Source organism: Streptomyces sp. NPDC059787 (genome assembly GCF_042732315.1).
In the GTDB taxonomy this organism is placed as follows: Bacteria; Actinomycetota; Actinomycetes; order Streptomycetales; family Streptomycetaceae; genus Streptomyces; species Streptomyces atrovirens.
Window position 1 is genome coordinate 60,743 of the sequence record NZ_JBHWHX010000002.1, and the last position, 12,428, is coordinate 73,170.

10 protein-coding genes and 1 tRNA gene are annotated in these 12,428 nt (G+C 71.8%); 7 read left to right on the forward strand and 4 right to left on the reverse strand.

The window, feature by feature from the left end:
- Positions 1–254: 254 nt before the first annotated feature.
- Both ACFV5H_RS02275 and ACFV5H_RS02280 read left to right on the forward strand, forming a co-directional pair.
- A complete protein-coding gene (locus ACFV5H_RS02275) occupies positions 255–1,433 on the forward strand; it encodes a hypothetical protein (RefSeq protein WP_385192342.1) in 1,179 nt (392 codons plus the stop codon).
- A gap of 47 nt (positions 1,434–1,480) precedes the next feature.
- The gene (locus ACFV5H_RS02280; RefSeq protein ID WP_385047056.1) at positions 1,481–1,960 is read left to right on the forward strand and encodes a hypothetical protein; all 480 of its coding nucleotides are present in this window, start codon (positions 1,481–1,483) and stop codon (positions 1,958–1,960) included.
- 77 nt (positions 1,961–2,037) lie between these two features.
- On the opposite strand, the gene ACFV5H_RS02285 is transcribed toward ACFV5H_RS02280, so the two are convergent.
- A tRNA-Ser gene (locus ACFV5H_RS02285) sits at positions 2,038–2,124 on the reverse strand.
- Between the two features lie 64 nt (positions 2,125–2,188).
- The gene (locus ACFV5H_RS02290; protein ID WP_385192345.1) at positions 2,189–3,721 is read right to left on the reverse strand and encodes a S1C family serine protease; all 1,533 of its coding nucleotides are present in this window, start codon (positions 3,719–3,721) and stop codon (positions 2,189–2,191) included.
- 288 nt (positions 3,722–4,009) lie between these two features.
- On the opposite strand from ACFV5H_RS02290, the gene ACFV5H_RS02295 reads away from it, so the two are divergent.
- The 3 genes from ACFV5H_RS02295 to ACFV5H_RS02305 all read left to right on the forward strand — a co-directional run bounded on the left by ACFV5H_RS02295 (position 4,010) and on the right by ACFV5H_RS02305 (position 6,768).
- Entirely contained in the window at positions 4,010–4,840 is an 831-nt protein-coding gene (locus ACFV5H_RS02295) for a glycerophosphodiester phosphodiesterase (protein ID WP_385047050.1), read from the forward strand.
- Positions 4,841–5,006: 166 nt separating this feature from the next.
- Entirely contained in the window at positions 5,007–5,651 is a 645-nt protein-coding gene (locus ACFV5H_RS02300) for an ATP-binding protein (RefSeq protein WP_073933392.1), read from the forward strand.
- 151 nt (positions 5,652–5,802) lie between these two features.
- Positions 5,803–6,768 (forward strand): DUF5926 family protein, encoded by a 966-nt coding sequence (locus tag ACFV5H_RS02305; protein ID WP_385047047.1) that lies wholly within the window; start codon positions 5,803–5,805, stop codon positions 6,766–6,768.
- Positions 6,769–7,585: 817 nt separating this feature from the next.
- Here the strand turns inward: ACFV5H_RS02305 and ACFV5H_RS02310 are convergent.
- Complete coding sequence (locus ACFV5H_RS02310; protein WP_385047044.1) at positions 7,586–8,251, reverse strand: bifunctional DNA primase/polymerase; 666 nt, start codon at positions 8,249–8,251, stop codon at positions 7,586–7,588.
- Positions 8,252–8,755: 504 nt separating this feature from the next.
- On the opposite strand from ACFV5H_RS02310, the gene ACFV5H_RS02315 reads away from it, so the two are divergent.
- Both ACFV5H_RS02315 and ACFV5H_RS02320 read left to right on the forward strand, forming a co-directional pair.
- Positions 8,756–10,270 carry a PP2C family protein-serine/threonine phosphatase gene (locus ACFV5H_RS02315; RefSeq protein WP_385192348.1) on the forward strand — a complete coding sequence of 505 codons (1,515 nt, stop codon included), beginning with the start codon at positions 8,756–8,758 and terminating at the stop codon, positions 10,268–10,270.
- Between the two features lie 100 nt (positions 10,271–10,370).
- A complete protein-coding gene (locus ACFV5H_RS02320; protein ID WP_385047038.1) occupies positions 10,371–11,828 on the forward strand; it encodes an aminopeptidase P family protein in 1,458 nt (485 codons plus the stop codon).
- Positions 11,829–11,907: 79 nt separating this feature from the next.
- Here ACFV5H_RS02320 and ACFV5H_RS02325 read toward each other — a convergent pair whose 3' ends face one another.
- Positions 11,908–12,372 (reverse strand): ATP-binding protein, encoded by a 465-nt coding sequence (locus ACFV5H_RS02325; protein WP_385047035.1) that lies wholly within the window; start codon positions 12,370–12,372, stop codon positions 11,908–11,910.
- Positions 12,373–12,428: the final 56 nt, after the last annotated feature.

Here is a 12,428-nt window from a genome sequence, read left to right on the forward strand (position 1 = left end):
GCCTGGTGACAGGGGATCGGACGAAAGAAAACGATGCCACGGGAGACGTTTTCGATCAGCTGCTATCAGCAGCGTGCGCGTGTCTACAGCGACCCAAACGTCCTGATTGTTCAGAATGTTACTCACTGCCCCAGTTGAAACTATGAAGTTTCGTTGCCGAGGAGCATGACATGCAGGTTCGCAGGTGGCTCCCAGACCAGCCCACTCGTATCGGCCGTCACGACTGGCCGGACGAGGGGGACAACGGAACGCACATGCGACTGCGAGCCGGCTCCATCGTGGTACTGGACCGGCAGGGGTGGCGGATCCTGGAGATCAACGGCTACCCGAGCAACTGGTGGCCGGACTCCTACGAGAAGGCCTGGCGCGACCACGTGGAACTGTGGTGGCACGCCAACGAACTGCGACGGGCCAACAACCAGGCGGTCAAACCGGCCCCCGAGCGGGCCGAGTTCTACAAGCGCCCGGTGGTGCTGGTGCTGCGCAACGAGAACCTGCCCCGCTCCACACCGAAGCACTGGTGCGCCCCCGCCAGCCACGACTGGCGGGTCCTCCCCGAGCACTATGCCGTCTGCCGCGCCTGCGGCGAGCTGCCGCCCTGCCACCACGGGGAGTACCGATGGGAGGGCGGTCCCCGCTGGCCGGAGCAGGACGGCGGCATCCCGCTCATGGTGCCTGAGGGCTGCTGCATGGGGTGCGCCGAGCCGATCAGGCCGCGGGTGCGTACCGTGCGCTTCCCGGGCCCGAACCTCTGGTACCCGGACCTGGGGGAGGACACGGCCGTCTTCCACGCCCGCACGGCCTGCGCCGACCAGGTCGACCGCTACCGCATGCAGTGGCAGGCCGAGTACAACCCGCGCTCCTCCGCCCACCCCGCCACTCCTTCGTTCCCGGGTTTCGAGCACTTCGTGCTCCCCCGCACGCGCCACGCGCCGGACGTGTCCCCGCACGACCGGCGGACCCCCCAGGACCCGCACCGGCCGGAAGCGGAGGAATGCGCCTCCGTGACCGGCGACTTCGGCGCCTTCCCCGCCCCGTTCGACGGACGCCGGGCAGACCCGGTAACCGGCACACCGCCGACCGCACCGCCGACCGCACCGTCGGCACCCCCGACCGCGTCCGAGCCGGCACACCAGCCGGCACCCGCGGTCTCCGGCACACCCGCGGCGGACCCGACGGCACCGGGGCCCCTTCCCGCGGCAGGTACGAGCGTGCCCGCCACCGCGCCGGCCGAGGCGCCCGCACCCGCGTCCCCTTCCCTCGAAGGCCTCGGGCCGGCCCTCCGGTCCGCGCAGGAACTGGACCTGGCGCTGACAGGAAGCCCGTCCTTCCACAACGCCGAACAGGCGGCCCGGGTGATCGAGGAACTCACCGCCGCGGTCCGCAACATCGCGCTCTGCCTGAACAACCCGGCCACCCGCGAACGCCCCTGACCCGCACTCCCCGGCCGGCAGGTTCCCGCACCGGTACGTTGTCCGGCATGGCCACCCAGATCATCACCTTGGTCGGCGTCCTCATCGGCGCCCTGACGTCCTACTTCGCGACGGCCATGGCCGAGCGGACCAAGTTGCGGCACCTGATGGCCACCCGGTGGGACGAGCGAAAGCTCGACACGTACATCGAGTACGTGTCGTGCATCAAGGAGATCCAGAGGGCCGCCATGGACGCCGGGCGGGCCCGTGACCAGGGGAAGGACCCATCTGACGCGCTGACCGAGATGGAGGGGAACGAGAAGAGGAGATCGGTCCTCTTCGAGACCTTCGTCCTGCTGAGCGACGACAAGGCCGCCACCGCCGCACACGCCGTCAACCAGCGGACCTGGGAACTCCTCGGAACAGCACGCGTCCCCTCGAACGGGACAGCCGAACTTCGCCCGATCCCCTTGGTGGAGGCGCTGAACGTCCTCCATGAAGCAGCAAGATCGGACCTGACGATATCCAGCGGCGCCCCCACCCACTGAAGCGCGCACGAGCACCACGACACACAACGGCCCCCGACCGTGCACCTGGTCGGGGGCCGTTCTCACTGCTCCTCGCGCGGAGGCGGTGGGATTTGAACCCACGGTGACATCGCTGCCACGACGGTTTTCAAGACCGTTCCCTTCGGCCGCTCGGGCACGCCTCCCCGCGCCGGCCGGTGATCGGCGGCGCGGGGACAAGGGTAACGGGTTCGGGGTCCGTGGGTGAGGTCAGCTGTCGCCCGTGCGGGAGCCCAGGGTGAGTTCCGTGGTGTGTTCCTTGCCGTCGCGCTCGTAGGTGATCGTGACCTCGTCGCCCGGTTTGTGGGTCCAGATCTCGCCGATCAGGGTGGGGCCGGAGTCGATGACCCGGTCGTCGAGCTTGGTGATGACGTCGCCGGGCTGCAGGCCGGCCTTGTCGGCGGGGCCGCCGGGGTCGACGGGCTCGGAGCCGCCCGCGCCCTGCTCGGTGATCTTCGCGCCGCCCGTAGCGTCCTCCAGGGAGACCGACGCGCCGATCTTGGCGTACACCGGCTTGCCCGTCTTGATCAGTTCCTGGGCGACGTACTTGGCCTGGTTGATCGGGATGGCGAAGCCCAGGCCGATCGAGCCGGCCTGCCCCGTGCCGAATCCGCCGTTGCTGGTGGACTGGATCGCGGAGTTGATGCCGATCACGTTGCCCTGCGCGTCGAGCAGCGGACCGCCGGAGTTGCCCGGGTTGATGGACGCGTCGGTCTGCAGGGCGCTCATGTACGACGCCTGGCTGCCGGTGCCGTCACTGGAGGCGACCGGGCGGTTCTTCGCGCTGATGATGCCCGTCGTCACGGTGTTGGACAGGCCGAAGGGCGCGCCGATCGCGATCGTCGAGTCGCCGACGGCCACCTCGTCGGAGTTGCCCAGGGGAAGGGGCTTCAGGTCCGAGGGGGCGTTGTTCAGCTTGATGACCGCGACGTCGTAGCCCTGTGCGTGGCCGACCACCTCGGCGTCGTACTTCTTGCCGTCGGGGAAGGTCGCCGTTACCTTGCCGCCGTCGACGGCGTCCGCCACCACGTGGTTGTTGGTGACGATGTGGCCCTCTTTGTCGAAGACGAAGCCCGTGCCGGTGCCGCCCTCGCCGCTGCTGCTCTCGGCCTCGATGGTGACCGTGCTCGGCAGCGCGTTGGCGGCCACGGCGGCGACCGTGCCCGGGTCGCGCTTCACGTTGCCGCCGCTGGTGGACGCCGAGACGGTCGTCGAGCCGTTGCTGTCGTTCTCCTTGGCCAGCGTGTAGCCGAGGCCACCGCCCGCGCCACCCGCGACCAGTGCGGCCACCAGGACCGCGACGAGCAGACGGCCGCGCCCGCCGCCGTTCTTCGGCGCCGGCTGCTGGTAGGAGGAGCCCCAGCCGCTCGAACCGTGCCCGGCACCGCCGTCGCCTTCGCCGCCACCGCCGTACGACGGGGTGGACGGCGGCGGGGGCGGGGGCCAGGAGGCGTCAGGGGTGGAGGAGGAAGGGGTGGGGTCCTGGCCTCCGTGGGCGCCCTGGCTTCCGTGGGCGCCGTGCGGGCCCCAGCCGGTCTCGCCCACCGGGGTCTGGGGGCCGGAGCCGTATCCCTGGCCCATGTTCTGTACGGGCGCCTGCGGCGGTGCGGACGGGGCCGGGTCCGGAGCCGCTCCCGGGGCCGGGTGCCCCTGGTGCGCCGAAGCAGCGGGAGCATCCACCGGCGCGGGCGGCGGTACGGACGGCGCCGGGGGTACCGCGGTGCCCTCGTTCTCGGTGCTCACAGCTTCTCTCCTCGATCCACGGCTGTTGTTGTCGGTCGCACTCGGTCACGCTCGTTCACGCCCGTCCACGAGTCCGGCGCGATGCAGCTGTGCATGTCTCTTTGTATGACGTCAGCTTTTCCCACAGGCCGTCAGGGCACCATAAGCCGTTCCTGTGGGTCCGGAGTCATTCTTTATATAGGGCATTACTCATGTAAGGCGCGCCACTCGATGCCTCCGACCGGACGGCGACACCGTTCACTCCACTCCGGGCACCCGTCTACCCGTGCACGGTGGCACCATGACGCGGTGACCCACGCACGGCAGCACCTGACCCAAGTCGTCGCGCACCGCGGGGCCTCCGAGGACGCCCCCGAGCACACCCTGGCCGCGTATCGCAAAGCGATCGAGGACGGTGCGGACGCGCTCGAATGCGATGTGCGCCTGACCGCCGATGGTCATCTTGTGTGCGTTCACGACCGTCGCGTCAACCGTACGTCCAACGGGCGCGGTGCGGTGTCGACGCTCGAGCTCTCCGATCTGGCCGCCCTGGACTTCGGCTCCTGGAAGAGCCGCGACGCCTTCGGGGGGCCGCGCGTCGAGGAGCCCGACTGGGAGCACCGCCCGGAGGACAGGGAGGCCACCTCCGTCCTCACCCTGGAGCGGCTGCTGGAGCTGGTCTCCGACGCCGGGCGCCGGGTCGAGCTGGCGATCGAGACCAAACATCCCACTCGGTGGGCGGGACAGGTGGAGGAACGGCTGCTGCTCCTGCTCAAGCGGTTCGGCCTCGACGTGCCCGCCGCCGCGGAGGACTCCCCGGTGCGCGTGATGAGCTTCTCCGCGCGGTCGCTGCACCGCGTGCGTGCCGCCTCGCCGACGCTGCCCACGGTCTATCTGACCCAGTTCGTCTCGCCGCGGCTGCGCGACGGACGCCTGCCCGCCGGCGTACGGATCGCGGGGCCCTCGATCCGCATCGTGCGCAGCCACCCCGCGTACATCGAGCGCCTGAAGCAGTCCGGGCACCAGGTGCACGTGTGGACCGTGAACGAGCCGGAGGACGTGGACCTCTGTGTGCGTCTCGGTGTGGACGCCATCATCACCAACCGCCCTCGCGCGGTGCTCGACCAGCTCGGCCGCTGACCGCGCGGCGCACCATCCGCCCCACCGGCCCCAGGAGCAGTGCGCACGAGTCTTGACCCCGTGCCCGACTCCGGCGCATCCTCGCATCTCGGCCACAGCGACGAAATCCAGCCACATGGCTACGGGGAGTGCTCCGGCGCGTTCGGTGCGTATTCGCTCGCTTGGAGTGCGTCACCGCTCACGGATCGACCGGTTTCCCGTTCGGGCCCATGGGGCATCCACACCGTGGCGTGGGGCGAAGGAGGTCTCGGGGGTGGCGTTGGTGGTGGCACAGGAGGTGCCCACGTCGTCGAGCATGGCCGTACCCCATGGCCCTGCGGGCGTGGGACAGGCGAGGCGCCGTATGCGCGCGCAGCTGCGCGACGGCGGGGTGGCGGACCCGGTCATCGACGACGCCGTACTGATTCTTTCCGAGCTGCTGAGCAACGCGTGCAAACACGGCCGGCCGCTCGGTGACGCCCTGGCCGGGGACGGGGACGTACGCGCCGCCTGGCGGGTGGACCCGTGCGGACGGCTCGTCGTGGAGGTCACGGACGGCGGTGGCCCGACCCGTCCGGCTCCGGCCACCCCGTCGGTCACGGCGCACGGCGGACGGGGACTGAACATCATCACCGCGCTGGCCGACGACTGGGGCGTACGCGACGAGGTGCCGGGCGAGGTCACGGTGTGGGTCGTCGTCCACGACGACGTGTACGACCCGGACGCCGGAGCCGGGCACCGGCGCGAGGACTTCGCCGCACGGGTGACGGCGCCCGCGGTCTCCCGCATACCCGGGCTGGACTTCGCGGACGTCTTCGACGACCTGGACTGAGGGCGGCCCCGGCCGGGGAGACGGCGCCGGTTCGGCGCGGTGTCCCCGGTGTCCACAGGTCGGCACGTCGTCCACAGGTTCCCGTCGGCCGTGGCGTGAACGGCTAGGCTCGCGCCCGTACGAGACGAGCCGTAACCGGGAGACACCCACGATGGCCAAGAAGCGACCCCAGACGAAGGCCAAGCGCCCGCAGCTCACGGACGGGCAGATCCCGGTCGTCGGCGCCCGCGAGCCCTGCCCGTGCGGCAGTGGCCGCCGTTACAAGGCCTGCCACGGCCGTGCCGCCGCGCACGCGGTGACCGAGCTGGTGCACCGCCCGTTCGAAGGCCTGCCCGGCGAGTGCGACTGGGTGGCGCTGCGCGAGCTGGTGCCGGCCGCTACCGTCGGACTGACGCTCAAGGACGGCCTGCCCGAGGGCGTCCCGTCGGTCACGCTGGCCACGGTGCTGCCGATGGCCTGGCCCGCCCTGCGCCGCGACGACGGTTCGGTCCTGCTCGGCCTGCAGAACGACACCTCCTCCGGCGACATCAGCCGCGATCTCGCCGACACCCTGCAGCGTGCGCTCGCCGCCGACCCGGGCACCCCCGTGCAGGCCCGGCGCGCCCCCGCCGACGGTCCCCGGCTGCAGGAGCTGCTCGACCCCGAGGGCGCTTTCGAGCCGGTCGTGCACAGCGGGTTCGAGTTCTGGGTCCCGGACCCGGAGAACGCCACGCCGGACGTCACCGCCTCCCTGGAGCGGGCCAACGCCGCGGCCATCCCGACCGTGAAGCTGACGGGCGTGGACTCGGCGTACTGGTGCGAGACGCCCGAGAAGAACCATCTGCGGTGGGTCATGCCGTACCCCGAGGAGCAGCTTCTGGACGCTCTCGCGCGGCTGCACGCGGCGGGCGGCTCCTCCCTCGGTGAGGGCACCCGCCTCGTGGGCTCCTTCCGCGCTCACGGGCTCACCGTGCCCGTCTGGGACCTGCCCAGCGGGGTCGGCGCCGAGGACGTGGAGAAGCCGGCGGCCGAGTTCGCCGAGCGGCTCGCCGCCGCGCTGGCAACGGACGCGCCGCTGACCGCCGACGAGCGCCGCGCGCGCGGCGGCCTGACGAACCGCCAGGTCACGTTGAGCTGAGGCCCGGCCGCACCCCCGGTTCCGCCGGTCGCCCGGCCGGCGGAACCGCCCCGTCACGCACCATCGGCACGCTGCGCAACTCCCGGCGCGGGCAAGCCAGTCGGTGACCGGAAAAGCCGAGTTCGAATTTGCGAACCGCCGATCTCTTGTTACCGTTCCAGTAGCCCGGTTGCTGGTGCATCCCCCGTCGCCAGCAACCGGGTCTTTGCGTGTCGGCCACCGTTCACGGAACGCGTTCGCCCGTCAACCGCCCGTTGTCATAGGGGAGTTGTTTCCGGAGCGCGACGGCTGCGGTCCCCTTACGACGTCGGCCTCGACCACCCCGCCGAGCCGGCCCGGCGTCTCGCGCGTGGCAGCCCGTTCACTGCGCGGCGTCTCCGTCGCCGGATCCCCACCGGATCCCATGAGGCCGGGTACGGCGTCCCAGACCCCGCCGGTGGCGTTGCGGTGGTGAGTCCACGCCCAGAGGTCCCGCCCTTGCGCCGGCACGCCGGTCCACGCCTCCATGCCGCCGGGGAAGGGGAGGAGAGCACGGGACCACGCCGCACGGCGGCATCACGCCGACGCCGCGCGCGGCGGTCCGTGCGGAACCGGTGTGCTCCCCGGACCCGGACGGGTTTCCCTCGCCGGCGGCAGCGGCACCTTGACGTCCCGCGCGCGGTGGGCCGTACCGCACCGGCTCGCCCGCAGGCGTGGCCCCCGCCCCCGTCACGGCAGCACACGACCGCGCAGATCGCCACGGCGCCCGCGAGGCGCGCGGACACCCCGGTCCGGGAGGAGAGACCGCTCCCCGGCCGGGATGCCGTGCGCGCACCCGCTACATCTCGGGCGCGCTCACACCCGTACGAGTGAGGGCGTCGACCACGGCGTCCACCACCGCCTCGACATCGGGCACCCACGGCGAGGCGGAGCCGGGCAGCGGCGCGCGCTCCCAGCGGATCTCGCCCTGCGCGGTCTCGGACGGGGGCAGCGCGAGGTAGCCGCCCTCGCCGTGGAAGCGGAGGGAGCCGGGGACGAAGTCCTTGGCGTACAGCAGCTCGCCCAGCTGCTCCATGGAGTACGGCTTCACCAGGATCGACCAGCGGGCCGGCGAGGCGACGACCGGGCCGAGCCGCATGCCGTGGCGGTCGAGCGCGGCGAGGGCGCGGGCGGCCGGCAGTGCGGGCAGGGACACCGCGCAGGGGGCCTTGCCTCCGGTGGCGAGGACGATCGGCGCCGTCGGCCGGTTCCCCCACCACCAGCGCACCATGCGCGCGTCGGTGGTGGCGGCGAGGAGGCCGGGGTCGAACGGGTGGGCACCCGGCACCGTGCACTCGGGGTCGGGGCAGGCGCAGCGGGACCTGCCCTGCGGGTCCGCCGCCACGCCCGGGAGTACGGGCCACTGCCAGTCCGTGGCGAAGGTCAGGGCCGCGCCGATCAGATCGGGCCCTCCGTCGCCGCGCCGGGACAGGAGCCTGCGTCGCCTTCCGAGGATCTCGCGCATGAGCGCTCGTTCCTTTCCGTTGCACGCCTGGCAACACCGTGGTCCAGATCACGTCATGTGTCGATCACTTCACTGTGCGTACCTATGGGCGCATCACACCCCCGCGCCGGGCAGGGGGTACCCCTATGGGCCGAGCACGGGCTGCCTCCGCGGCCGTTCCACCCGTACCGCGTCTATCAGAAGTACGGGCGTGGCGTGGGGGTGGCGAAGTCTGGCGTTTGCCGTCGCACGTGGTTCTCTCCGCCTCCGCCACGGGAGGATGGGGCACGGTCGTCGGTGGTTAAGACGCCCGGGTCCGTCGCCAGGTTCCCGAGCGGTTCCCAACCGCCCCTGGTCTTCACCGAGTACGTACCCATCACGACCGTTGTGACGCTCCGTCGAGCAAGGCCAGTCGACCGCAATATGCCTCCCCCTGAGGCAGTTTCAAGCCAACTTCACATTTCGGCAAGGGGTCTGCGGGGACTTCTCTCCAATCCCACGGACACCAGGAATACCGGCAGGACAATGCTGGACATCTCCTCACGAGTACGTGTACATGTGGAGACACTGCCGGCGACGCAGAATGACATGGGGGTTTGCGATGCTTTTGAGCAGTACGTACCGGTCGGAAAGCCGGACACCATGAACGCTCCGCACCCTCCGAAAGTGGCCGGAATCGATTCAACGGTTCCCTCACCCGCACACACTGTCGCGTCCGTCACCGCGGGTACCTCCCCGGCTCCCCCGGCAAACCCCCAGAACGCACCGGGCGCGCTGCTCCAGGACCGGCTCGCCGGCTGGGTCTCCGACCTCACGACCCTCCACGAACTCACCGAACGCCTGGCCCGCGCGAGCACGCTCGACGAGGCGCTCCAGGAGCTGCTGCGCGCGGGAGCCGCCCTGGTGGGCGCACGGCGCGGGCTCGTCACCCTGGAACCCGTCGACGGCCTCGGCCCGGCCACCACCATCGGCCTGGGACTGGCCCGCGCGGATCTCGGCCACATGGAGACGGTGCCGCGCGGCTCACTGCCGTACGGCAGGATCCTCGACGGACTGCCCGGCGCCGACGACGGCATCGCCGAACCCGACCTGTTCGCCGAGAAGGGACTCGACCCCCGGCACCGCGAGGTCGCCGCCCGCCTCGGTTACGCCGCCAGCTTCGCCCTCCCCCTCGCCACCGGGACCGCCGGGCGCCTGGGCGCCGCGGTGTGGCTCTACGACGAGCCGGCCGAGCCGTCAAAGCGGCAGCGCCACCTCGTGGGCCTGTACGTCCGTCACGCCGCCGAGCACCTGGCCCGGCTCCTCGAACTCGAGCGCACGCGCGTGTGCATGGCCACGATGGCCGAGGAACTGCTGCCCTCCCGTCTCCCCCGGGTCGCCGGCGTCCGGCTCGCCGCGCGGCACCGCACCTCCCCGCGCGGGGGCGGCGACTGGTACGACGCGCTGCCGCTCCCGGACGCGGCCCTCGGTCTCGCCGTCGGGTCCGTCACCGGTTCGGGGCCGAGCGCGGTCGCGGCGATGGGCCGGCTGCGGGCGTCGCTGCGCGCGTACGCCGTGATGGAGGGCGAGGACCCGGTCGCCGTCCTGTCCGACCTGGAGCTGCTGCTGCGGCTCACCGAACCGGCCCGGTCGGCCACCGCCCTGTTCGGCTACTGCGAACCCGCGCTGCGCCGGATCACCCTGGCCGGCGCCGGGCACAGTCCGCCGCTGCTGCTCGGCGAGCGCCGCACCGAGTTCGTCGAGACGTCGGTCTCCGCTCCGCTGGGCATGCTCGCCTGCTGGGAGGCGCCGAGCGTGGAGGTCCAGGCGGAGCCGGGGGAGACGGTGCTGCTCTACACCGACGGGCTGCTGCACCGCACCGGCGACCCGACCGACCGCGCCTTCGCGCGGCTGCACACCGCGGCGGCGGGGGTGCCGAAGGCCCTGCGCCACGACCCCGGCGCCGTCGCCGACCACGTCCTGCGCGCGGTGCTGCCCGAGGGCGCGGACACGGCGGACTCCAGGGAGGACGTGGTGCTGCTGGCGGCGCGGTTCGAGTAGCCGTCCCGTCCCTCTCCGCTACCGGTCCGTGCCCCATTCGGCCGTTTCCGCCCGACCGTACGATGGGGGGTGGTCCAGTGCCGTATCAAGGAGGATGACCGTGGCCGAGGAGCTGCCGGAGACCCCGGAGACTGCCGAGGAAGAGCCCGTCAAGCAGCGCAAGAACGGCCTGTACCCGGGCGTGTCCGACGAGCTGGCCGAGAGCATGAAGAGCGGCTGGGCCGACACCGAGCTGCATGATCTGCGGCCGATCCCCCAGGCCGCCGAGACCGCCGCCCGCCGCGCGGCGCTCTCCGCCCGCTTCCCGGGTGAGCGTCTGGTCGTCCCCGCGGGCAACCTGAAGACGCGTTCGAACGACACGGAGTACTCCTTCCGCGCGTCGGTCGAGTACGCGTACCTCACCGGCAACCAGACCGAGGACGGCGTCCTCGTCCTGGAGCCCACGGCCGACGGCCACAAGGAGACGATCTACCTCCTGCCCCGTTCCAACCGCGAGAACGGCGAGTTCTGGCTGGACGGGCAGGGCGAGCTGTGGGTCGGCCGCCGGCACTCCCTCGCCGAGGCCGAGCAGCTGTACGGCATCCCCGCCTCCGACGTCCGCGAGCTGGCCGGCGCGCTGCGCGAGGCCACCGGCCCGGTGCGGGTGGTGCGCGGGTACGACGCCGGGATCGAGGCGGCGCTGACCGACAAGGTCACCGCCGAGCGCGACGAGGAGCTGCGCGTCTTCCTCTCCGAGGCGCGGCTGGTCAAGGACGACTTCGAGATCGGTGAGCTGCAGAAGGCCGTCGACTCCACCGTGCGCGGCTTCGAGGACGTCGTGAAGGTCCTCGACAAGGCCGAGGCCACCAGCGAGCGCTACATCGAGGGAACGTTCTTCCTGCGCGCCCGTGTGGAGGGCAACGACGTCGGCTACGGCTCCATCTGCGCCGCCGGACCGCACGCCTGCACCCTGCACTGGGTGCGCAACGACGGCCCGGTCCGCTCCGGTGACCTGCTGCTGCTCGACGCGGGCGTGGAGACGCACACGTACTACACGGCCGACGTCACGCGCACGCTGCCGGTCAACGGCACGTACAGCGAGCTGCAGAAGAAGATCTACGACGCCGTGTACGACGCCCAGGAGGCCGGTATCGCGGCGGTGAAGCCGGGCGCCAAGTACCGCGACTTCCACGACGCCGCCCAGCGCGTGCTGGCCGAGCGGCTCGTCGAGTGGGGCCTGGTCGAGGGCCCGGTGGAGCGGGTGCTGGAGCTGGGTCTGCAGCGCCGCTGGACGCTGCACGGCACCGGTCACATGCTCGGCATGGACGTCCACGACTGCGCCGCCGCGCGGACCGAGACGTACGTCGACGGCACGCTGGAGCCCGGCATGGTGCTCACCGTCGAGCCGGGTCTGTACTTCCAGGCCGACGACCTGACCGTGCCCGAGGAGTACCGCGGCATCGGTGTCCGCATCGAGGACGACATCCTCGTCACGGCGGACGGCAACCGGAACCTGTCCGACGGGCTGCCCCGGCGGTCGGACGAGGTCGAGGCGTGGATGGCGGCCCTGAAGGGCTGACGTACCGCGCGACGGCCGGGCACGCGCGCGTGCCCGGCCGTTCCCGTCGCCGCACCGCGGTTCGCTACACCGCGACTCGCTACACCGCGACGAGCGGGGCGTCCTCGCGCCACTTGAGGATCTTGTCGAAGCTCACCACCGCGCCGCCGCGGCCCGGCTTGTTGCCGATGTGGACGTGGTCGGCGAGCTCCCGGATGAGACACAGGCCCCGTCCGTGCTCCGCGTCGGACGGCGCGGGACGGGCCGGCGGGCGGGGGCGGCTCCCGGTCGCACCGGGGAAGCCGGGGCCCGCGTCGGCGACCTCGATGCGGCACTTCTCGCCGTCGAGATAGGCGGTCACCCGGAACGCCTCCGAGGTGCCGCCCCGCGCGGTGTCCCCGCCGTGCTCGACCGCGTTCGCGCAGGCCTCGCTGAGGGCGACGGAGAGGTCGTAGGAGACGTCGGGGTCGACGCCCGCGGTCTCCATGGTGCCGAGCAGCAGGCGCCGGGCGAGCGGCACGCTGGCGGCGTCGCGCCGCAGATGGAGTGACCACCAGATGCTCATGCTCCAGCCTCCTGGCTGCGGCTCGACATACCGTTACGTATTGCCCTGAGTTCTCA

Excerpts from the sequence above, each read along its gene's own strand:
- ACFV5H_RS02325 (WP_385047035.1), bottom strand. The coding sequence starts at position 12,372 with ATGAGCATCTGGTGGTCACTCCATCTGCGGCGCGACGCCGCCAGCGTG.
- ACFV5H_RS02315 (WP_385192348.1), top strand. The coding sequence starts at position 8,756 with ATGCTGGACATCTCCTCACGAGTACGTGTACATGTGGAGACACTGCCG.
- ACFV5H_RS02305 (WP_385047047.1), top strand. The coding sequence starts at position 5,803 with ATGGCCAAGAAGCGACCCCAGACGAAGGCCAAGCGCCCGCAGCTCACG.
- ACFV5H_RS02280 (WP_385047056.1), top strand. The coding sequence starts at position 1,481 with ATGGCCACCCAGATCATCACCTTGGTCGGCGTCCTCATCGGCGCCCTG.
- ACFV5H_RS02275 (WP_385192342.1), top strand. The coding sequence starts at position 255 with ATGCGACTGCGAGCCGGCTCCATCGTGGTACTGGACCGGCAGGGGTGG.
- ACFV5H_RS02310 (WP_385047044.1), bottom strand. The coding sequence starts at position 8,251 with ATGCGCGAGATCCTCGGAAGGCGACGCAGGCTCCTGTCCCGGCGCGGC.